Source organism: Streptomyces sp. NPDC059740, from assembly GCF_042733155.1.
In the GTDB taxonomy this organism is placed as follows: domain Bacteria; phylum Actinomycetota; class Actinomycetes; order Streptomycetales; family Streptomycetaceae; genus Streptomyces.
The window spans coordinates 235,391-256,538 of the sequence record NZ_JBHWGP010000005.1; the positions used below are offsets into that span (position 1 = coordinate 235,391).

General features: G+C 70.4%; 19 protein-coding genes. 11 read left to right on the forward strand and 8 right to left on the reverse strand.

Annotation, left to right across the window (positions count from 1 at the left end):
- Positions 1-55 precede the first annotated feature (55 nt).
- The 3 genes from ACFV3R_RS09360 to ACFV3R_RS09370 all read left to right on the forward strand — a co-directional run bounded on the left by ACFV3R_RS09360 (position 56) and on the right by ACFV3R_RS09370 (position 4,098).
- Positions 56-1,210, forward strand: coding sequence for an LLM class flavin-dependent oxidoreductase (locus tag ACFV3R_RS09360; protein ID WP_385578107.1), 1,155 nt, complete (start codon positions 56-58; stop codon positions 1,208-1,210).
- Positions 1,211-1,221: 11 nt separating this feature from the next.
- On the forward strand, positions 1,222-2,715 hold the full coding sequence (locus ACFV3R_RS09365) for an MFS transporter (protein WP_385578110.1): 1,494 nt from the start codon (positions 1,222-1,224) through the stop codon (positions 2,713-2,715).
- A 192-nt stretch (positions 2,716-2,907) separates the two neighbouring features.
- Positions 2,908-4,098 (forward strand): cytochrome P450, encoded by a 1,191-nt coding sequence (locus ACFV3R_RS09370; RefSeq protein ID WP_385578113.1) that lies wholly within the window; start codon positions 2,908-2,910, stop codon positions 4,096-4,098.
- A gap of 36 nt (positions 4,099-4,134) precedes the next feature.
- Here the strand turns inward: ACFV3R_RS09370 and ACFV3R_RS09375 are convergent, their stop codons facing one another.
- The 3 genes from ACFV3R_RS09375 to ACFV3R_RS09385 all read right to left on the reverse strand — a co-directional run bounded on the left by ACFV3R_RS09375 (position 4,135) and on the right by ACFV3R_RS09385 (position 7,043).
- Positions 4,135-4,902 (reverse strand): hypothetical protein, encoded by a 768-nt coding sequence (locus ACFV3R_RS09375; RefSeq protein WP_385578116.1) that lies wholly within the window; start codon positions 4,900-4,902, stop codon positions 4,135-4,137.
- A complete protein-coding gene (locus tag ACFV3R_RS09380) occupies positions 4,903-5,409 on the reverse strand; it encodes a helix-turn-helix domain-containing protein (protein ID WP_385578119.1) in 507 nt (168 codons plus the stop codon). It abuts the gene before it with no gap.
- A 707-nt stretch (positions 5,410-6,116) separates the two neighbouring features.
- On the reverse strand, positions 6,117-7,043 hold the full coding sequence (locus ACFV3R_RS09385) for a glycosyl hydrolase family 18 protein (RefSeq protein ID WP_385578121.1): 927 nt from the start codon (positions 7,041-7,043) through the stop codon (positions 6,117-6,119).
- A gap of 601 nt (positions 7,044-7,644) precedes the next feature.
- Here ACFV3R_RS09385 and ACFV3R_RS09390 point away from each other — a divergent pair.
- The gene (locus ACFV3R_RS09390) at positions 7,645-8,871 is read left to right on the forward strand and encodes a peptidase S8 (RefSeq protein WP_385578124.1); all 1,227 of its coding nucleotides are present in this window, start codon (positions 7,645-7,647) and stop codon (positions 8,869-8,871) included.
- A 416-nt stretch (positions 8,872-9,287) separates the two neighbouring features.
- On the opposite strand, the gene ACFV3R_RS09395 is transcribed toward ACFV3R_RS09390, so the two are convergent.
- From ACFV3R_RS09395 to ACFV3R_RS09405, 3 genes are read right to left on the reverse strand one after another with little or no spacing between them, the layout of a single operon-like run.
- Positions 9,288-10,058: a triose-phosphate isomerase family protein gene (locus ACFV3R_RS09395; protein ID WP_385578127.1), complete on the reverse strand. Its 771-nt coding sequence runs from the start codon at positions 10,056-10,058 to the stop codon at positions 9,288-9,290.
- A 23-nt stretch (positions 10,059-10,081) separates the two neighbouring features.
- On the reverse strand, positions 10,082-10,699 hold the full coding sequence (hxlB, locus tag ACFV3R_RS09400) for a 6-phospho-3-hexuloisomerase (RefSeq protein ID WP_385578130.1): 618 nt from the start codon (positions 10,697-10,699) through the stop codon (positions 10,082-10,084).
- 60 nt (positions 10,700-10,759) lie between these two features.
- The gene (locus ACFV3R_RS09405) at positions 10,760-11,377 is read right to left on the reverse strand and encodes a nitroreductase family protein (protein WP_385578133.1); all 618 of its coding nucleotides are present in this window, start codon (positions 11,375-11,377) and stop codon (positions 10,760-10,762) included.
- A gap of 470 nt (positions 11,378-11,847) precedes the next feature.
- Here ACFV3R_RS09405 and ACFV3R_RS09410 point away from each other — a divergent pair, with 470 nt between their 5' ends.
- Positions 11,848-12,057, forward strand: coding sequence for a hypothetical protein (locus ACFV3R_RS09410; protein WP_385578136.1), 210 nt, complete (start codon positions 11,848-11,850; stop codon positions 12,055-12,057).
- Here the strand turns inward: ACFV3R_RS09410 and ACFV3R_RS09415 are convergent.
- Positions 12,032-13,390 carry a hypothetical protein gene (locus ACFV3R_RS09415; protein WP_385578139.1) on the reverse strand — a complete coding sequence of 453 codons (1,359 nt, stop codon included), beginning with the start codon at positions 13,388-13,390 and terminating at the stop codon, positions 12,032-12,034. The two genes, ACFV3R_RS09410 and ACFV3R_RS09415, sit on opposite strands and share 26 nt — an antisense overlap.
- A 930-nt stretch (positions 13,391-14,320) precedes the next feature.
- Between ACFV3R_RS09415 and ACFV3R_RS09420 the strand changes: the two genes are divergently transcribed.
- The 5 genes from ACFV3R_RS09420 (at position 14,321) to ACFV3R_RS09440 (ending at position 19,486) form a co-directional block, all read left to right on the forward strand.
- Entirely contained in the window at positions 14,321-15,565 is a 1,245-nt protein-coding gene (locus tag ACFV3R_RS09420; RefSeq protein WP_385578141.1) for a cytochrome P450, read from the forward strand.
- A gap of 183 nt (positions 15,566-15,748) precedes the next feature.
- Entirely contained in the window at positions 15,749-16,558 is an 810-nt protein-coding gene (locus tag ACFV3R_RS09425; RefSeq protein WP_385578144.1) for a ScbR family autoregulator-binding transcription factor, read from the forward strand.
- A gap of 390 nt (positions 16,559-16,948) precedes the next feature.
- On the forward strand, positions 16,949-17,506 hold the full coding sequence (locus ACFV3R_RS09430) for a TetR family transcriptional regulator (protein ID WP_385578146.1): 558 nt from the start codon (positions 16,949-16,951) through the stop codon (positions 17,504-17,506).
- Positions 17,507-17,661: 155 nt separating this feature from the next.
- Positions 17,662-18,519, forward strand: coding sequence for a class I SAM-dependent methyltransferase (locus ACFV3R_RS09435; RefSeq protein ID WP_385578149.1), 858 nt, complete (start codon positions 17,662-17,664; stop codon positions 18,517-18,519).
- 325 nt (positions 18,520-18,844) lie between these two features.
- Positions 18,845-19,486 (forward strand): pyridoxamine 5'-phosphate oxidase family protein, encoded by a 642-nt coding sequence (locus ACFV3R_RS09440; protein WP_385578287.1) that lies wholly within the window; start codon positions 18,845-18,847, stop codon positions 19,484-19,486.
- A 25-nt stretch (positions 19,487-19,511) separates the two neighbouring features.
- Here the strand turns inward: ACFV3R_RS09440 and ACFV3R_RS09445 are convergent, their stop codons facing one another.
- Positions 19,512-20,234 carry a LuxR C-terminal-related transcriptional regulator gene (locus ACFV3R_RS09445; protein WP_385578152.1) on the reverse strand — a complete coding sequence of 241 codons (723 nt, stop codon included), beginning with the start codon at positions 20,232-20,234 and terminating at the stop codon, positions 19,512-19,514.
- Positions 20,235-20,620: 386 nt separating this feature from the next.
- Between ACFV3R_RS09445 and ACFV3R_RS09450 the strand changes: the two genes are divergently transcribed.
- Positions 20,621-21,085, forward strand: a complete 465-nt coding sequence (locus tag ACFV3R_RS09450; RefSeq protein WP_385578155.1) for an Lrp/AsnC family transcriptional regulator — start codon at positions 20,621-20,623, stop codon at positions 21,083-21,085.
- The last annotated feature ends 63 nt before the right edge of the window (positions 21,086-21,148 follow it).

Here is a 21,148-nt window from a genome sequence, read left to right on the forward strand (position 1 = left end):
CCCTCTGCGGACGGGCACGTCCGGCACGCCGCCCTCCGCATCCCCCGGAGCCCTCATGTCTGCCCGTCTCACCTTCCACTGGTTCCTTCCCACGACCGGCGACAGCCGGCACATCGTCGGCGGCGGCCACGGTTCCACGCCCGGCACCGCAGGCGGGGACCGACCGGCCTCCGTCGAGTACCTCGGCCAGATCGCCCGCACCGCGGAACAGCTCGGCTTCGTCGGGGCGCTCACCCCCACGGGCGCCTGGTGCGAGGACGCCTGGCTGACCACGGCGATGCTCACCCAGGTCACCGAACGACTGAAGTTCCTGGTCGCCTTCCGCCCCGGTCAGATCAGCCCGACGCTCTCGGCGCAGATGGCCGCCACCTACCAGCGCCAGTCACACGGACGGTTGCTGCTCAACGTCGTCACGGGCGGCGAGTCCGCCGAGCAGCGGGCGTACGGCGACTTCCTCGACAAGGCCCAGCGGTACGCCCGGACCGGGGAGTTCCTGGACATCGTGCGGCGTCTGTGGGCCGGCGAGACGGTGGACCACGACGGCGACCATCTGCGGGTGGCGGGGGCCAGGTTGAACCGTCTCCCGGAGCCCGCGCCGCGGATCTACTTCGGTGGCTCCTCCCCCGCGGCCGGCGAGGTGGCGGCGCGGTACACCGACGTGTACCTGACGTGGGGCGAGCCACCGCAGCAGGTGAAGCAGAAGATCGACTGGGTGCGTTCACTGGCCGCCGCGCAGGGCCGCGAGGTGCGGTTCGGCATCCGTCTGCACACCATCTCCCGGGACACCTCCGCGCAGGCGTGGGCCGAGGCGGAGCGGCTGCTCGCCGCCATGGACCCGGAACGCATCAAGGCCGTGCAGCAGGGGCTGGCGACCAGCGAGTCCGAGGGGCAACGGCGGATGCGCGAGCTGCACCACAGCGGGAAGACCGACAACCTGGAGATCTATCCGCACCTGTGGGCAGGTGTCGGGCTGGTCCGCGGTGGTGCCGGGACCGCGCTGGTGGGCAGCCACTCGGAGGTCGCCGACCTGATCGAGGAGTACCACCGGCTCGGCATCGAGGAGTTCGTCCTCTCGGGGGTGCCGCACCTGGAGGAGGCGTACTGGTTCGGCGAGGGGGTGCTGCCGGTGCTGGAGAAGCGCGGGCTGTGGCAGCACCCGGCTGCCCCCGCCACCGCCGAGGCCGGCATCGTGCCGTTCGCCGCCCGATGAGCGCGGCGCCCGTGCCCTTGCAGGCACCGCACGAGGCGCCCGAGCCCGTCCCGGGTGCTCCGGACCCGGGACGCCTGAGGACGGTGGTACTCGCCAGTCTGCTCGGCACCACCGTGGAGTGGTACGACTTCTTCCTCTACAGCACGGCCGCCGGGCTGGTCTTCGACAGGCTGTTCTTCCCCACGGCCGACGGCACGGTCGGCACGATGCTGGCGTTCGCGACGTTCGCCGTGGGCTTCCTGGCCCGCCCCGTGGGCGGCCTGCTCTTCGGGCACGTCGGAGACCGGATCGGCCGGAAACGCACCCTGGCCTTCACGATGGGGCTGATGGGCGTCTCCACCGCCCTCATCGGACTGCTGCCCACCTACCAGCAGGTCGGCCTCCTCTCCCCCGCGCTGCTCCTGGTGCTGCGGATCACGCAGGGGGTGGCCCTGGGCGGAGAGTGGGCCGGGGCGGTGCTGCTGGCCGTGGAGTACGGGCCACCGGGCCGCAAGGGCCGGTTCGGCAGCTACCCTCAGATCGGACTGGCCCTCGGACTGGCCCTGGGCACCGGGGTGTTCGCGTTGCTGAACGACGCGCTCGGCGCTGCGGCCTTCCTCGCGTACGGATGGCGGATCGCGTTTCTCGTCAGTCTGCTGCTCGTCGTGGTCGGGCTGGCCGTCCGCCTGAGGATCGAGGAGACCCCGGCCTTCCGAGCCGCACGCCGCCTCCGGGAACTGGCCCGTTCCGCACCGCTGGTGGAACTGGTCAGGGAGCCGGCCACCCGCCGCCACCTCGTCCTCGGAATGCTCGCGCGGTGGGGGGAGGGAGCAGCCTTCAACACCTGGGGGGTGTTCGCCCTCACCTACGCGACCGGGACGTTGCGGCTGGACCGCACTGCGGTACTGCTGGCGGTCACGGCTGCGGCGCTCGTGATGGCCGTACTGATACCGGTGGCCGGGGCCGCGGTCGACCGCAGCGGGGCCGGCAGGGTCTACCGCACGGGCATGGCTGCCTTCACGGTCTCCGTCTTCCCCGCGTTCTGGCTCTTCGGTGCCGGTGGGGCCTGGGTGTTCGCGGCGGCGCTCGTGGTGACCCTGGGGATCGTGCACTCCTGGTTCTACGGCGCTCAGGGCACCCTGTTCGCCGGACTGTTCGCCACACCGGTCCGGTACACCGGCATGTCGTTCGTCTACCAGGTGTCGGGCATCTTCGCCTCCGGCATCACCCCGTTGGTCATGACCGCTCTCCTGGCCCTGGGTTCGGGCAGTCCGTGGTGGGCCTGCGGCTACCTCGCGCTGACCGGTCTGGTGAGCGTCTGGGCGACCGGCCGGCTCCGCGAGGAGGACCAGCACCTGCCCACCGGCCGCAGCTCCCCGCCACCGCCCGCGCCGGGCCCCTCGTCCGACCTGGTGGGAAGCGGCGTCCGGGCCGTCCACGACCAGAGTCGCGTCCGGCCTCGCGGAGGCGCCGCTTCCCCGAGGCCGGCGCCGGTCTCCCGCCGGACCGCGGACCGGCCGTCCTAGGCAGTGCCTAGGCAGTGCTTCACAGTGGCGTCGTTCGTCCGAAGGGCGGGCCCGGCGGTGTCCGGTGCGTGCGGTCGCAAGGCGGAGGGGGGAGAGCGCAGCGGGCTGCGCCGAGGACCGACAACGCGGCGAACGTGCGTGCCAGGCGCCGCCGGACGGGCGGGACTTTGAAGCACTGCCTAGGCTTGGCGTATGGATCTTGCCGAGGAAATTCTCTCCCGCCCGTACGACGTGTACGCGCGCCTGCGCGAGGACGCTCCCGCCCACCGTGTCACCGGCACCGACGGGCAACCGGCGTGGCTCGTCACCCGCTACGAGGACGTCCGGGCCGCGTTGGCCGACCCGCGGCTGTCCCTGGACAAGGCGCACGCGAGGGAGGGCAACTACCGTGGCCTGGGGCTCCCTCCGGCCCTGGACGCGAACCTCCTGAACATGGACCCACCGGACCACACCCGGCTGCGGCGCCTGGTGGGCAAGGCCTTCACGACCCGGCGGGTGGAGGAGTTGCGCGGGCCGATCAGGGCCACCGCAGACCAGCTCCTCCGCGACCTCGGCGAGGCGGGGACGACGGATCTGGTCAGCGCCTACGCCGCGCCGCTGCCCATCTCCGTGATCTGCGAACTGCTGGGCGTCCCGAGCAGCCACCGCCGTGACTTCCGCGCCTGGACGGACACCCTGATCTCCCCCGACCCGAGCCGCCCCGCCGCGGCGAAGGAGGCTGTCGGGTCCCTGCTGGGCTTCCTGGCGGACCTCCTGGCCCACAAACGGCGCCGGCCGGCGCACGACCTGCTCTCCGACCTCATCCAGGTGCGCGACGCCGAGGACGACCGGCTCAGCGAGGACGAGCTGATGTCCCTGGCCTTCCTCATCCTGTTCGCCGGCTACGAGAACACCGTTCAGCTGATCGGGAACGCGGTCTGGGCACTGCTGCACCACCCCGAGCAGCTGGCGGCGCTGCGGCGTGAGCCGGCACGTGTGCCCGCCGCCGTCGAGGAGCTGGCGCGCTACGAGGGCCCGGCGCTGCTGGCGATCCGCAGGTTCCCCCGCCAGGAGGTGGCGATCGGCGGGGTCCGGATTCCGGCCGGAGAGACCGTCCTGCTCTCCCTGTCCGCCGCCAACCGTGACCCGGCACGCTTCCCCGACCCGGAGCGGCTGGACATCGACCGGGACGCCGCCGGTCACCTGGCGCTCGGCCACGGCATCCACTACTGCCTGGGCGCACCACTGGCGAGGGCGGAGACCGAGATCGCCCTGACCGCACTGCTCGAACGGTTCGCCCACCTCGAACTCGCCGACTCCGAGGTGCGGTGGCGTGCTTCGATGCGCGCCCGGGGCCTCGCCGCGCTGGAAGTGCGCTACGGGCGGACTGCCCCTGCCTGCTGACGCGCGCGTCACCGGGGGGAAGCCCCGGCGTGGCCGTCAGCTCTCGCCGCTGGCCCTCCCCGGGCGCCGGCGTTGCCGCAGGCCACCGATCATGGGCAGGGTCAGGCCGGAGAAGAGGAACAGCACCGCCAGCCCGCTCAGCAGCGGGCTGACCACCTCCTCCGTGGAGAGCGGCCAGGGAGAGTGCAGGGCGTAGAGGACGATGTACGAGCCCTTGGAGAAGGCGTAGGCCACGCCCAGGGCCGCGGCGACGGAGGACAGGGTGAACCCGGCTGCGCTCCAGGGGCGGGTACCCCGGTTGCGGCGCGCGGTCCTGCCGCACATGAAGGCGAGCTCACCGCAGGTGACCAGTACGTAGGAGAGGTAGAGGAGCAGGTAGCCGGCGACCCTGGGGTCCTCGGCGTAGGCGGTGGTGAACTCGATGCCGGGGCCGTTCGTCGCGAGGAACAGGGGGATCATGATGGCGAGTTCCACTGCGGCGGCAAGTGCCCGCTGGATCAGCGCGGCGCGCAGGTACTCGGGCCGGTAGGCCAGGTCGACCATGGTGATCTGCAGCGCCGCGCACCAGAGTATGGCGCAGGTGTGGGCCACCAGCTTGCCCGCGTTCGCCACTCCCGTGGCCTGCGCCACCGCCTCGGCGACCACGGGCACCGCACACAGGACGCCCAGGGTGCAGACACCGAAGGCGACGGCGATGGACCAGGTCGACACCCTGGGGTTGCCCACCGCTCTGCGCGTGCACGCAGCGGTGACCAGCAAGCCGGCCACGCTGCACGTTCCGAAGACCATTCCGTCCACGCTCATCTAGAGCCCTTCCAGTGAATCGGCCGCGTACTCCGCGGTCTCGTCCCTGCTCCGCCGCCGTCGCCGCCTGCCGGGGGCCGCGGCGGTCTCACCCTCCGGTGCGGCCGGCAGCCCGAGGGCGGCTCGCCGCCCCTCGAGGGCGGTGATCACCTCGTCCAGCTCGCTGCGGGGCAACCCGGCCAGGAGAACCAGGACGCGTCGCGCCAGAGGGTCCTCGAACGCCTCCAGCGCCGCCAGGTCCTCGTAGCTCTCGTGCGGCAGCAGGTAGGCGGGCGGGACGCCTCCCAACGCCTCGCACAGAGCGACGACGGTGCCCACCGTCGGGTTGTCCTGGGATCCGTTGGCCAGTTTGGCGATGGCGGCGTGCGAGACGGACGCGTGCTCGCCCGCGAGCGCCTCGACCGAGGCGGACAGCGACCGCGAGGTGTGCGCCCTGCCGTTCTCGTCGCGCCGGCCGGCCATGAGGGCCTTGAGCTTCTCCCCCAGCGGTGTGCGGCGGCTGCTCACTCCCGGTGGCCGATCATGGCTCCGCTGCCCCCCGGCCCCCGACCGCACACGACTGCTTCCTGACCTCTCCAGCCCGTCCTGCCTCTCCGTGTGTACTTTAGTTGACACGTTGAGGTGTACCAGGCAGGATCACCCGCGAGGCGCGGAACCGTGTGTGGTGACGTCGGCACGGACCGTGTCTCGCGCGCCCCACCGCACGACGGACCCCTCGGGGCCACCCGACCGCGGTGACGCGCAGCGACAGGAACAGCAACAGGATACTGGGCAGCGGACACCGCACCTCAGGTGTCGCCGCGCAGCCGGCCCGTGCTGTTCGCCGATGTCGCATCAGGGGAGCCGAGTCGGGCGTCAATTCTCGTCGCCGGGCCGACGGCTTCGTGCGCACGCTGTCCGCCGGGGCGGGCGGCCGGCACACGCAGAAGCTCCCCCGCGTCCGCCACGGGGGAGTGGACGCGGGGGCTTGCCCCCTCCCGCACCTCGCGCGCCGGAGGTCCAACACGCCGCAAACCGGCTGATGTCGTACGCCTTCGCGCTGAGCTGATGCGGAAGTGACACCGCTTGTGCAAGACTGGTCCTGGGCCCGTCGCGCATCCCCCGTCGCGACGGGCCCTTTGTCATGCCCGGCCTCCGATTCCCTGCCATGGCGGCCGCTCACGCGTCGGGCGCCGCAGGCCGGCGGCCTTGCCCGCGAGGGGCCCGGCAGGGCGTCAGCCCATGGCGTTCTTGAGGTTGGCGTACCAGCTCGCGGGTCCCCCGCCGTCCACGCCGACGGCGTTGAAGTACTCCCAGCCGGCCACCCCGGCGAAGTCCGGGTGTGCGGAGACCAGTTGCCGCACCGTGCCGGCGAGGGTCCCCGGCTCGACGTATCCGCCGCAGGTGCCGGGGTTGGTCACTGCTCCCGTCACCACCCGGGAGGCGGAGAAGCCGTTGCCGAGGATGGCGTCGTAGCCGGAAGTGCCGCCGAGGTCGCCCCACCCGCAGTAGAACTGCGCGTTGTACCAGCTGACGCTCCCACCGACCTCCTGCTCCAGCTGCCGGTAGCTGAAGCCGCCGGAGAAGGCCGACCCGCCGGAGAGGTCACTGGCCACGGGGGCCATGGTGATGGTGAAGCCCGCTCCGAAGTCGGCACGCAACTGGTTGATGAGGTGTTCGGTGTCGGCGAGGGAGAAGGTCTCCTCGATGTCGAGGTCCACGCCGTCGAAGTGGTGCTCCCTGAGCGTGTCGCGGAGCGGCCCGTAGTACCTGTCGAAGTCGTTGTGGAGGTTGGCGTAGGAGCCCCGCCCCGCGCCTCCCAGCATCGCCTCGACCCGCGTGCCGGAAGACTGGAGCGCGGCAAGGTCGCTCCACATCTGGTCGAACTTCGGGTCGGAGGGCGGGTCGTCGTTGAGATGGACGCTGCCGTCGCCGTTGAGGTGGAGGGCGGCGACGTCGATGTCGGTGGCCGTGCCCGCGAGCGGCTTCGGCGAGACGTAGCCTCCCCCACTGTACTGGGTCTGGTAGTAGGCGACGACGTGGTGTGCCGCGGTCGTCGCGGGCGCGGCGCCGGCCGCCCCCGCCGGTCCGAACAGGCAGGCAAGTGCCGCCGCCGTGGTGGTGGCGAGCAGGGCGAGGGTGCGTCGTGTTCTGAGGTGCATGGGCACTCCGGGTGGGGGGAAGGGCCGTGCCGACCGTGGCCTGCGCAGGGCTGGCGCGGGCACCGGTCTGCCGGCGTACGGGTGCGGGCCCGAAGGCGGGCCCGGGCATCACTGGCGTGCATCCTTGGCGGGACGGCAGGCGACGTCAATACCTCACGCCCCGCAGGTGACAACGATGTCCTGAAGGGGCTCCACCGGCCCGCCCCGGCCTCGTCCAGCGGGCGCCGCCCGGGCTCTTCCCGTAGTCCGCCGCGGTCACGCCCAGCAAGCAGGCGCGGGTGGCACCCGACGCCCTCTTCCGGCCCAACGCCCGTCCACGGCACAGCGGCCGGGACGGACCGGCCCGGGTGGTGAGCGGAGGAGACTTCACGCCCGAGAGGCACCGTCCGCCTCGGAACACCCCCCAACCGGTATGGGTTGGGCCACGGATCTCCCATGGACTGTCCCCGTCGGCAAAGCACTGGTACAGACCAGCCTGGCCATCTTGTTGACGTGAACCCGGCAACTCTAGGTTGTGGCCGCTCCGGCCGCGCACCATGCGGCCCGGGGTGCACCACGATCCCGCACGGTCTCAGTTTCATCCCCTTTCCGGAGGAACACCTTGCGCAGATCCCTCTCCCTGACGGCTGTGGCCGCACTCGCCACCGCCGCATTCGCCGTCTCCGCACCCTCGGGCACGGCGGCGAACGCCCCCACCAAGGGCGCCGGGCACTCGGGTGTGACCTACGCCCGCTCCTGTGCCGAGCCGGTCAAGAAGGACTACATGGCCTGCAACGCCCTGCACGTCACCTCGGGCACCCCGCTCTCGGCGAACGCCGAGCGCGACCTCGGCCTGGCCGCCGCTCCGTCCGGCTACGGGCCGTCCTCGCTTCAGGCGGCCTACAACCTCCCGTCCGGCTCGGCCGGTTCGGGCCGCACGGTCGCCATCGTCGACGCCTACGACGACCCGAAGGCCGAGTCCGACCTGGCGACCTACCGCGCGCAGTACGGCCTGCCGGCGTGCACCACCGCCAACGGATGCTTCAAGAAGGTGGGCCAGTCCGGCACCTCCTCGCTGCCCAGCGCCGACGGCGGGTGGGCCGAGGAGATATCGCTCGACCTCGACATGGTCAGCGCCGCCTGCCCCAACTGCAAGATCCTGCTGGTCGAAGCCAACTCGCCCACCATGGCCAACCTCGGCAAGTCGGTGAACACGGCCGTCTCGCTCGGCGCGAAGTACGTCTCCAACAGCTACGGCGGCGGGGAGTCCTCCTCGGACACCTCCTACGACAGCAGCTACTTCAACCACCCCGGCGTCGCCATCACCGTCAGCTCCGGTGACGCGGGGTACGGCGTCGAGTACCCGGCGGCCTCCAAGTACGTCACCGCCGTCGGCGGCACCTCGCTGAGGACCTCCTCCACCACCCGCGGCTGGACCGACACCGTGTGGAGCGGCGCGGGTTCGGGCTGCTCGGCGTACGACGCCAAGCCCAGCTGGCAGAAGGACACCGGCTGCTCGCGGCGGACCGTCGCGGACGTCTCCTCGGTGGCCGACCCCAACACCGGCGTCGCCGTCTACGACTCCTACAGCCCCGGCACCGGCTGGATGGTCTTCGGCGGCACCAGCGCCTCGGCCCCCTTCATCGCCTCGGTGTACGCACTCGCCGGCACCCCGTCCTCCGGCTCCACCCCGGCGTCCTTCCCGTACGCGCACACCTCCTCGCTCAACGACGTTACCAGCGGCTCCAACGGCAGCTGCTCCCCGTCCTACCTCTGCAAGGCCGCCTCCGGCTACGACGGCCCGACCGGTCTGGGCACCCCGAACGGGACGGCGGCCTTCGCCGGCTGACCTGACCGCTCTTAGGGGTCCTTGCGATATGAGCGTCCGATGAGGTCGCGTGGTCTGGTGCCGTGCATCGCAAGGCGCCGGAGAGTCCTCGTAGCGGAGCTACCAGGGCTTTTCGGCAACGCCGCGAGGTGCGGTGCCAGACCACGCGGCCCGGGCAGGCATATGGCAAGGACCCCTTACGCAGGCCGCCCTGCGGCGGTGTGCACGGACCGGTGGCGGGTGCCTCCCGCCACCGGTCCCTCGCGTTCCTGTCCCACGCACCGGGCGGAAACGGGCCCCAACCCGCGCGTCGGTGCTCGGTTTTGGGCGACCGGTCACCGTCCGGCACCTCCGTGCTGCACGCTGCGGACGACGTGCTCGCCGCGCGGCTGCCGGACCGCACCGTCCGGCAGCGGTGCCGCAGCCGTGGTGGCCCCTCAGTCACTGCCATCCGTGTCCGAGTGCGATGCGGCGGCCGGCGGCAGGAGTTCGCCGAGCACGTCGTCGAGCATCCGGGCGTCCCTCGCGGCACGTCCCAGCGCCACTCCGTCCCACGGGGCCAGACGGCGCAGCGAGGAGTAGGTCCCCGGTACGACGGCCCCGCCGTAGATCATGCGGGTGCCGGGGTGTGCGGATGCCGCCCGGTGCAGGGTGTCCAGCACGGTGGCGGCATGGCCGGGGTCGGCGCCCCGGCCGGCTCCGATGGCCCAAGCGGGCTCGTAGAGAACGACGGCCGGGCTGCCGGTGGGCACGGGGTGCAGCGCGGTCGTGGTCTGCTGGTGGATGTGGGCCGCGGTCTCCTCGGGGCCGAGGTGCCGGTCCTCACCGACGCAGATGACGGGTACCAGGCCGGCGAGGGCGACGGCCCGGGCCTTGCGCCCGACGAGTCGGTCGTCCTCGGCGAACAGACGGCGCCGTTCGGCGTGTCCGACCATGACGTGGGTGCAGCCGCTCTCGGCCAGCAGGTCGGCCGAGACTTCTCCGGTGACCGCCCCCGAGTCGAACCAGGCGTTCTGCGCCCCGACGCTGATCCCGGTCCCCTCCAGCAGACGGCTGCCGAGGTCGAGGAGCGGGTGGGGCAGGCAGACGCAGAAGCGCAGCCGGCCCAGGGCGTCGGCCCGGGGCAGGATCACGTCGTTGATCCACTCCTCGGTCTGCCGCCGGCCCAGGTTCATCTTGGTGCTGGTCAGTGAGACGGGTGTCGTCATGCGCGTTTACCTGCCTGTTCCGGCTACTCGAGGTTGGTGTGGCGGGCGAGCATCTCCTGCGGATCGACCTGGTACTCCAGCTGGTACACGAGGACCACCGAGTCGAGGAACAGCAGGGCGCCCTGCTCGAAGAGCGTGCCGACGAACTGGCGGGAGCCGCCGGGCTCGTGGTCCTGGCTGTACTCGGCCAGGTGGACCACCAGGTCGGCCCTGCGGGACAGCCGGGAGCCGGCGTTCGCCGTCACCGCGACCGTCCTGGCGCCGTGCCGGGCGGCGTTCTCCGCCATCAGGACCGCTGTGGGGGTCTCACCCGATCCGCTGCACACCAGCAGCAGGTCGTCGGAGCCGATGGCGGGAGCGGTGACGTCGCCGGCCACATGGGCGTCCAGCCCGAGGTGCATGAGCCGCATGGCGAACGCCGCCGCGGACAGGCCCGAGCGGCCGGCCCCCGTCACGAAGATCCGCGCGGCCTCGCGGAGTTCCGCGACGAGTCGGGTGCAGGCGTCCTCGTCGATGTGCGCCAGCAGCGCGTCGAGCTCTCGCAGGATGAGGCGCCGGGCGGAGGCGTGGGGCCCGTCGACCCCTATCGTTGTGTCAGGCGGGGAGACCTCGCTCCCCAGTGGCCTGTCCTGCTCGACCATGGTCGTCCTTTCTCTCGCGCGTGCGGTGGTCGGTGCGGTGCGACCGCGGCTGGTCCGGCGTCACCATCGGTCCTGGTGCCAGACCTCCTGCACGGTCCTGCGGGGTGCCGGGCGGAAGGAGTCGCCCCTCGGGTGGGCCACGGCCAGGAGACCGGCCTGGGTGACGTCGTCCGGCAGCTGGAGGACGTCCGCCGCCTGACGGTCGCGGGCCAGGTGCAGGGCCGTGACCGCGCAGGCCAGCCCGCGCAGCCGCAGCGCGAGCATCAGGCTCCACATCGCCGGCCAGATCGAGCCGTAGTAGACCGAGTGCGCCACGTGCTCCAGCGGCCCGGAGAACCCCATCCGCGCGAACCTCTCCTCGAACTGCCCGGGAGTGACGCTCAGGCAGGGCACCACGAGGACGGGGACGCGGTGCAGGTGCTCCGCGAGGTGAACCGACGCCTGCCACACCCCCCTTCGGTCGGGGTCCTCGGCCGCCTGGGCCTTCATCGCCTCCAGATAAGGGCGGGCCGCGGACCTGTAGCAGTCGGCCAGCCGGCGCCTGCGGTCGCGGTCGGTCACCACGACCCACTGCCATGGCTGGTCGTTCGAGCCGTTGGGGGCCTGCAGCGCCGTTGCCAGAGCTTCACGGACCAGGCCGGTGTCGACCGGGCGCTCGAAGTCGAGCCGTCTGCGCACGGACCGGGTCGTGGTCAGCAGTTCCTCACCGGTCAGGGGCCCGGCGGCCGGGGCTGCTCCGGTTTCGCGCCCCGCTGGGTCTGTGGCGTGGTCCGGCACAGGGGACACTCTCCCTTCGTCCGATGCGGACTGCTCGGGGTGCGGGCAGTCCCGGGTGGCCGCCCGGCAGGGCCGCTCTTCGCCATCCGCTCCGGGACGTCGAGGGCCCGCGCTGGCTCCAGCGGCCGCGGCGGCCCCGGTGAGGCGACTACCGCAGGAGCGAACGGTCGACATCCGGCTCCCCCGGACCGGGCGCCGCACGCCTGCCCGCGGCACGGGAGAGCGTGAACGTGTTGAACAGTGCAGGGGACCCGCCACGGCCGGGGCCGCCGAGAACGTCCTCGCCCGCCTGTGGCAGCCGCGCCGCGACCACTCACCCGGACGGCAGCCCACACCGTGCCGGTGACCGCCGCCACCTCGACAGTGACCGTATGAACGATCCCCTGTTCGACCATGTGGCCGCCCTCGCCCGGCGCGCGACCCGGCCCGACGAAGCCCACCACCGGACCGACGGATCCTGCCCGGCCGGCGAAGCCCGCCGGGCCGCCCCCCGTGCGGTCCCGCGCCGGAAGTCCGCGAGCAGGGCGGTCGAGAGCACCCTCGACGCCCAGTCCCCTACCGGACCGCCGCCGCGTACCTGACGAGGGCCGACACCTCGCGCAGCAGGACGGACACCTCCGGAACGCGCCGGAACGGCGTGAGCCGGGCCTGCAGCTCCTTCAGGAGCAGCGTCGAGCGGTGGGACCGCACCTGCGGGTACTCCTCGGCGAAGAGGCGGCCGTGTGCGCAGGCCTCCTCGACGGCGCCCTGACCCAGCAGGATCAGGGCCAGGCGTGCCCGGCTGAGGGCCCTCACCCGGTGTTCGTGCTCGAGCCGGTCGGTGACCGCGTACCGCAGGGCCTCCAGAGCCGGTGGGGTGTCCCCGAGCCGGTGGAGTGTTCGTCCCTTCCGGTAGGCGAACCCCGCGACCGGGTAACCGGCGAAGAGCCCCTCCTCAGCGGAGGGACGCCCCAGGTGCCGTTCGGCCGCCTGCAGATCCTGGCGGGCCCCGCGCCGTTCCGATGCCAGTGCCCTGACGTAGGCACGTTGGGCGAGCACGAACGCCCGCAGGTCGCCGTCGTCCGACCTGCCGATCGCTGAGACCGCCGAGTCGGCGAGGTCGACCGCATGGCCGAGCGAGTGCACCCGGACGGCCTGCAGGCTCATCGCGCGCAGGGTGACCGCAGCCGTCCTGCGGTCCCGGGCCTCGGCGGCCGTCCCGAGCGCCAAACGGTAGTACCGCTGCGCGAGACCGTGGAGGCCCGCGTCTGCGGTCATGTTGCCCAGGAGATGGGCCAGTTGACCGGTGGCCGAGAGGAGGGCTGAGCGTGTGTGGCGCGACGCCGGCAGCGCGAGCAGGCGTCCGATGTCGTCGGCCAGGTAGGAGGCCAGGGACGCACGGGCATGCCCGCCGCCGAACCGGGCCCAGTTGCCGTGGAACTGGTCGACGAAGAACCGGACCCTGTCCACGTCGGCACTGCCGGCCCGGGCGACTGCTCCGGGCCGGCCGATCGGGCCGGGGCGCCCGGCGAAGCGCCCCGGCACCTCAGCCTCCCGGAACACGGCCGCCTGCAACCCGGCTCGCCGGGCGGGTTGGACGTCCAGCCGCGCCAGGGCGACGAGACCGCGCGCGGGGTCCTCCCGCTCGGTGCCCCCGGAGAACTCCGCCCCTCCGTCCTGCGCGAGCCCCGTCTCCCCCACGCTGACCAGCCGACCGGTCCTGCGCGTCAGAACCTCGGCCACCAGCTGGGCGACGAAGGGCCGGGGCCGGGAACCGGCGACCCAGTGGGCGACTGCGGTGCGGTCGTAGGTCAACCGCACTCCGGCTGTGGCCGCCAGACGATTGACGCTTCTGGCCAGTTCCGCGGCGCTCATGTCCGCCTCGGCCAGCAGTCGTCCGAGCAACTCGTTGGGACGGCGACGACGTGCAGGCACGAACCACCCCCGCATCGGCCCGGGCGCCCTCTCCTGTGGAGGGCGGCCAGTATGGCACCGGCCGGTGGTCCACCCATGGTCGGATACCGGCCGAAAATCGGAAAGTTACCGACTTCCACTGCCTTACCTGCCCATGCTGCGCCGGTCAGCGTCCGGCTGGTCGCCCACGGCGCCCCCGTCACCACCGTCCGCGGCCAGGGCCTGCGGACCGGGGCCCAGCCACCGCCGACTGGAGGCAACCCCCGCCCCGACCGTCCGCCTGCACCAGAACCCGCAGACGCGCTCCCCCGCCCCTGCGTCGCCGGAGGCGACTGGCGACGCGGACGCCAGGCAGCCAGGCAGCCAGGCATGACGCCATGGCCGCAAGGCGGAGGGTGTTCCCGTCAACCGCCCCTTGCCAAGTCGTCGCCAGCACTCCCCAGAAGATAATAGTCCATTGAATTTTTTATGGTTCTTGGACATAGTTGCCTGGTTAGACCTGGAGGGCACCGGTGACACATACGCGGGGTCCCCGCGGACAAAGGCGAGCACAGAGCACTGCCACCACGAGTGGAGACGGAGCTGTGGTGGTGCGGAGGAAAACTCGCGGAAGGGCCGGAAAAGCCACCGCGCAGTCGGTGGGAGCGAGGCTACGGCGAGCAGAGCACGCCACACCGCGGACCACTGAGCGTCCGCAGGACGGTCACCGACGCCACCCGATGCATCGCACCGTCCCTGCCGGCGAGCCGACGCCATCACCGCTGCGCGAGTGCCGGGAAGCGTTCGCGGCGGTAGCCAAGGCCTCTGGCTGGAGCAGCGTCGCAGAACCTCCCACCCCGGCCGCAGAAAACGCTCGCGCAGCCTCGCGTCTCGCTGAGCGGCAATCGGACTGTTCCCAACTGCGCACCTCAACCCCCAACGGCACGACACGAGGCGGAAGGACGCCGACGAATGACACTCACTCCCGAGCAGACCTGCCCGTACCGCCTGGACGTCTCCGGAGCGGACATCCACGGCGAAGCCAAGCGGCTACGAGCTGAGGGGCCGGCTGCACAGGTGCTGCTGCACGGCCTGCCCGCCTGGTCAGTGACCGACCCACAGCTCATACGGCGACTCCTCGTACACCCCGACATCTCCAAGGACGCCTACAGACACTGGCCTGCTTACGCCCAGGGGCACGTCCCCGTGAACTGGCCCCTGCGGTCCTGGGTGGACATACGTAACGCCCTGTCCAGCTACGGGACCGAGCACACACGCCTCCGACGACCGCTGGCACGAGCATTCACTCCCCGCCGTGTCCGAGCTCTCATCCCGCACATCCAGGCGGTCACGCGTGACCTGCTCGACGACCTGGCCACTTCGGGGCCGGACGACGTCGTTGATTTCCGCGCACGCTTCGCTTGGCGGTTGCCCCTGCTTGTGGTCAACGCCCTACTCGGCGTACCTCTGAACATGCACGACGCTTTCCGCCTCGCTTTCGAAGACGTCTTCGCCACTGACCTACCGCCAGAGCGCGCAGTGCAAGCCCCTCAGGCCGTGTACGCCCTCATACGACAGCTGATCGAGCACAAGCGCGCTGAGCCCGCAGACGACGTGGCCTCAGCGCTCATCGCCGCCAAGGACAGCGGAACACTGACCGAGCAGGAACTCGCCGACAGTTTCATGCTGCTCATCGGGGCCGGCCACGAAACGACGGTCAACCTCCTGGACCACGCGACCGTGAACTTGCTGACCCACCAGCACCAGCTCGCCCTCGTCCGTCGAGGGACCGTTCCATGGGCTCAGGTCGTCGAGGAGACCTTGCGGCACCAGGCACCCATTGCGACGATCATCCTGCGCTTCGCCGTCCAAGACGTGTACGACGCACCCAGCGGCCTCACCTTCACAGCCGGCGACGCCATCGCCATCAACTACGCCGCCGCCGGACGTGATCCCGGCACCCACGACGCCCCGGACGACTTCGACGTCACACGCCTGCGCACCGACCACCTCGCCTTCGGCCACGGCGCCCACCTGTGCCTCGGGGCGGAGCTGGCGCGACTCGAAGCACGCATCGCTCTGTCAGCGCTCTTTGCAGAATTCCCGCACATGCGACTGGCGGTGGAGAAGCAGCAGCTCCGCCCGTTCCCGTCCTTCATCTCCAACGGACACGCACAGGTGCCTGTCCTCCTCGGGCGGCGCTCATCTCCTCAGTGATCCCCAGCGCTCCCATAGGCGGACACACCACGGCCGAGCCCCAGGGCACCGCGGGGCAGAGGCATTCGCCAACGGCGCCGTGGACGCACGGCGCCACAGCTACCCTGCGGTCACAGCGCACACGACGACAGCCTGGACGCGTCAGCCCGAGGCCCACCTGGGGCAAGCCGGCACGAGACGAGCGTGAGCCAGCAAGAGCCTCGTGCAATCACGCCCTCCAACGCCTACCATGTCCACGTCCTACATAAAAACCACTTTTTTCTCAAGTTGAAGCTCGGGAGATTCATGACTGGCAGGGTCATCAAGCAAGAGCGGGCCATCAGGACTCGCGCCGCACTGATAACTGGGGCGGCACACGAGTTCGCCAAGTCAGGGTTCGCCGGAGCCACCGTCTCCAAGATCGCCAGGAACGCGGAAGTGACGCTCGGAGCGCTCTACTTCCACTTCCCGGACGGCAAGCATGAGCTGGCCCGCGCGATCGTCCGCGGCCAGCCGGACACCGTCACACCACCCCTGCCCGCCACTGGTCTGCAACGTGCCATCGACATCACTCTCACCTGGGCCTGGATGATGCTGGACAATCCCGTCGTGCTGGCAGGTGCACGACTTGTGGCAGACCAAGATCAGTTCCTCGAAATGCGGGACAACTCGCACGCGCAATGGACCGAGGTGATATCTGCCGCTTTCGACGCGGCCAAAGCCCAGAGCGACGTGCGGGAAGAGGTCGATCTTCAGGCCATGGCCCGTTTGATCGTCAACGCCGCCACCGGCGCGCAGCTGCACGCGAACATGGAGTCCCAGATGCGCGACTTGCCCAACCGCATGGAGGAGACCTGGCGATGCTTGCTGCCGGCGCTTGCCAGGCCTGAGGTCATCGCACGGCTGTCCTTTGCGGAGGAGCGAGGCCGACCGGCCTCAGCGCCTGGGGGCAAGTCGCACCACCCGCATCAGTCGTCGCCCGGAGAAAGCGGAGCCACGGACGGTCTCGCTTGACGGTCCCCCACCAGGTCCCCACCCCGTCACCGCACCCGTTCGCCGAGGGCGCGGAGGGCGGTGGCACCGACCAACCACGTCCCAGGTGTCACCCGCCGAGTTGACGCCGACAGACATCCATGTGCTTCACAAAACACCTGAACCCCAGCCAGCCGGCACAAGCTCCCTCGAACCACCCCCTCCCGCCTGCAGACGAAGCATCCCTGGGCCCAAGATCAGTCTCGGGGTAGTCTAAAAATAGCGAACTGATTATTATTTCCGACACAGGTGCTCACGCCCCCTGGGCCGGGGCGACGACATGCCACGTTCCGCGGCAGTCACGGAGCAGGACACGCACCCAAGTAGGGGGAGGACGTGCAAGACCGGGCGCGCGCTACGAGGCGGAAGCTGGTGACTGCGGCAGCGAAGGAGTTCGACCGTCACGGTTTCAACGGCGCATCACTGAACAACATCAGCAACTCCACCGGCGTCTCCATGGGGGCCCTCACCTTCCACTTCCGGGCGAAGGAACTGCTCGTCGACGCCGTCCACGAGAGGGCCGCATCCTTGATGCGGGAAGCGGTCGAGCGCGCCGTGGAGGAAGATGGTGCACCTCTGCACCGCGCACGCAACGTCCTGCTCGCCGTCGCGAACCTGCTCAAGAAGGAAAGCGCTGTGCGCGCTGCGGCGCGCCTCTCCAGGGAGCGCAAGGGCAAAGGGGACGAGTGGATCAAAACCTGGCTGCCCGCGCTGCGAGACCAACTGCAACTAGCCGCTGCGCTGGGGGATCTGGACACAGATGCCGACGTGGAGACCATCGCTGCACTCGTGACCAGCCTGCTGGCCGGTCTGGAGATTTCGCTGCGTACTCCCAAAGGGATGCCTGGCCCCCTCCGCAGCCCCGAGCACCTTTGGGACCTGATACGGCCGGCACTCACTGCGCGACAGGTTCCCGTGCGCGTTACATGATCCAGACGGTGCCCGAGGCCCCGAAGACGGGCACGACGATCCGCCCCGGGTTCAGCGGCCGCTTGCCGGCGTTTGCGCCGTGAGTGACGAAGAGGCCGAGCAGTGCACTGCCTGACCAGCCCGGCCGGCAACGGCCCGCGGACGTGGAGAACACCGTGACGGACGAGCAGCACGAGGAGCCGGACAGTACCGCGGTGCGGGTCGCCCTCTGGCGGGCGCTGCACGTGCAGGTCGACGCGCCACCCCACGTGTTCGAGGACGAGGTCGGGCTGCGGCTGGTGGCGCCCGAGGACGGATGGCGCCGCCGCCCGGACATGGACCCGCTCGCCACCAGGGGCTTCCGCGCCGCCATCGTGTCCCGCGCTCGCTGCGTCGAGGAGATGGTCACCGAACGGGTCGCGCACGGCGTCACCCAGTACGTCCTGCTGGGGGCCGGTCTCGACACCTTCGCCCAGCGCAGACCGGAGTTCGCCTCCCGCCTGCGGGTCTTCGAGATCGACCAGAGGGGCACCCAGGTCTGGAAGCGGCGGCGTCTGATCGAGCTCGGCTACGGGATCCCCGACTGGCTGTGCCTGGTGCCGGTCGACTTCGAGGCGGGCGGGGACTGGTGGGAGGAGCTGTGCCACGCCGGCTTCGATCCCGGCCGGCCGGCGGTCGTCGTCTCCACCGGCGTCTCCTTGTACCTCAGCAAGGAAGCCACCGCGGCGTCCCTGCGTCGACTCGCCCGTCTGGCGCCCGGCTCGACACTCGCCATGACGTTCATGCTGCCGGCCGAACTCGTCGAGGACGCCGACCGCCCTGCGCTGGAGGCGACCAAACCCCGGGCGCAGGCATCCGGGACGCCGTTCGTCAGCTTCTACACCCCGGCGGAGATGCTGGCACTGGCCCGCGCCGCCGGCTTCGCGGACGTCCGGCACGTCTCGGGGACGGCGCTGGCGGAGCAGTACTTCGCCGACCGGACCGACGGCCTTCGCCCCTCCAGCGGAGAGGACCTGCTGGTGGCCACCACCTGACGTTCCCCGCCCGCCCCGCGCACTCCGAGAGCGGAGGCCGTACCCGGACAGTCTGCCGGCGGTGCCGCCCGCGAAGCCCGTGCTTGCGGGCGGGCTGCCGGCGGTGGCACGCCAGGGAGCGGAATGGGGCGCCGTTGCCGGGGCGCCGACACGAGGAGTTGAGGCACGAGGAGTTGACGGCAATTTGGCCGAACTCCTTCTTGCCATATCCGTGGTGCGCTAGGATTTCCGACGATCATGCGACTGGCGGGATGGGGACGAGGTCCGTTCCGGTGATGGGAGAACTGCCGTGAAACAGCCCGAAAAACCTTCCGCAGCCGCGGAACTGGTACCCACCGAACGGACTCGACTTCGCCGGGCCCGGGAAAAGGCGCGTACGTCCCGTGCCGACCTGGACTCGGTCCTTGCCGCCGGTTTCGTATGCCATGTGGGCGTGGTCGTGGACGACGCTCCCATGGTCCTTCCCACGGCTTACGGCGTACTCGGGGACACCCTTTATCTGCACGGGTCGGTCGCTTCCCGCAGTCTTGTGCAAGCACCTGCCTCCACGGTGTGCGTAACCGTCACCCACGTCGACGGCGTCGTGCTCGCCCGCTCCATGTTCGAGCAGAGCATCAACTACCGCAGCGCCATGATCTACGGCATCCCCCGCGTGGTGGAGGACCCCGAGGAGAAGCTCACGGGGCTGCGCACGCTGACGGAGCAGTGCGCCCCCGGACAATGGGAATACGCGCGCCAACCGAATCGCAAGGAACTGGCCGCGACCACTGTGCTGGCGCTCGGCCTGGACGAGGCCTCGGTGAAGGTGCGCACCGGTCCCCCGGACGACGCCGACACACCGGATGCCGCACTGGGGCTGTGGGCCGGGGTGGTGCCGATGTCCGTCGTGCGGGGCGCGCCGGTACCGGACCCTGCCCTGCCCTCCGATGTGCGAGTGCCCTCCCACATCGCGCAGATGTCCCGGTGACCGGCGCGGCCCGGCGGTCGGCGACCTACCGGAACTGCGGGCCGGCGAGGCAGGCCTCTTCCACCACGAAGCCTGATTTGTAGGCGAACACCACGGCCTGCACCCGGTCCTGTAGTTCGAGTTTGTGCAGGATGTGGGAGATATGAGATTTCACGGTGGCCGCGCTGACGGTAAGTTTTCCGGAGATGTCCGCCGTCGTCATACCGTTGGCCAGCAACGTCAGTACGCGGCGCTCCTGTTCGGTCAGCGTGGATATCTTGGCGATCTTCTCCACGTCCGGTAACGCCATTCTGTAGAGCATGGGCTGTATCAGTCGCTCCGCCACGCTGGGGGCGAGATACGTCCCGCCGGCCGCAACGGTGTGAATCGCTGCGATGATGGTGTCCTTGCTCTGCGACTTCACTCCCAGGCCCCGCACTCCAAGACGCAGGGCGCCCACTGCGTCTTCCCGGCTCCAGGCGTCGGCGAAAGCGACAATGGGAGCCGGAACAGCGATGGGCACCACTCGTTCAACCCTTTCCATCACACGGTCGTCACCGACGATGATGACGAGGTCCGGATCCGCCTGACGAACAAGGGCTTCCACTCCCATACGGGAGAAATCCGCCGTGTCCGCCCGGATGCCCAACTCTCCGGAAATCAGGGATGCGAAACCCGCCCTGGTGAGTTCGCTCTGATCCAGAATGACGATGCGATTGACATCGCGCTTTCCTACGCGTGAGACATGGCCGGTTCCCCGAATCGACATGCGCGGCTCCCCAGTCGCGATGAATCAGTCTTGCCCATGAAAGGTTGGCGCCAATCCTTGCGAACCCACAGCAGCGATCAACGTCGCCTTGGATGCAGCTTGATGCGACATTTGCCCGGATCGCTCCACCGGCAGGCACAGGAGTCGTCCGCCCTGCACGAGCCGGGCAGGCCCCGATCACTCACGTCACCATCTCCTGTGTGTCCGTACGAACACCCCGGAAGGCAGGGGCCTGTGGCCTGTGGGCTTCCTTCGAGCACCGACCGGCGCATTATCGCGCCGGACACTCGAGTGACCCATGATGGTAATGAACGCTAGCAAGATCCGGCTGGCAGGCGATTGCGATCTCTTGCCCTGCTCGTGCTCGGCGAGCAGGATGTTGCGGCATGGACCAGATCGACCGCAGAATCCTGCACGAGCTCCAACAGGACGCCCGTGTGACCAATGCAGAGCTGGCCACCCGGGTGGGCCTGACGGCGTCCCCGTGTCTGCGGCGCGTGCGGCAGTTGGAGGCGACGGGGGTGATCCGCGGGTACCGGGCGCTTCTGGACCACCGTACGCTGGGATGCGAGTTACAGGCGTTCGTCACACTGGTGATGCAACGCGAGGACCGGGCCCACGCCGAGCGCTTCGAGCGGGAGGTGGCCCGGATTCCCCAGGTGATCGAGGCGAACCGGCTCTTCGGGGACCCGGACTACCTGCTCCGGGTGGCGGTCCGCGACGTACCGGCCTACGAGCGGTTCTACAGCGAAGTGCTCTGCCACCTTCCCGGTGTCGCGCAGTTCAGCTCCCACCTGATCATGAAAGAGGTCAAGCAGGACCGCGGGATCCCGACGGGCGCCAACCCTTAGGGGTCCTTGCAATATGCCCGCCCGGGCAGGCCGTTGGTGGCGGAACCGGCGCACTCGGAGTCC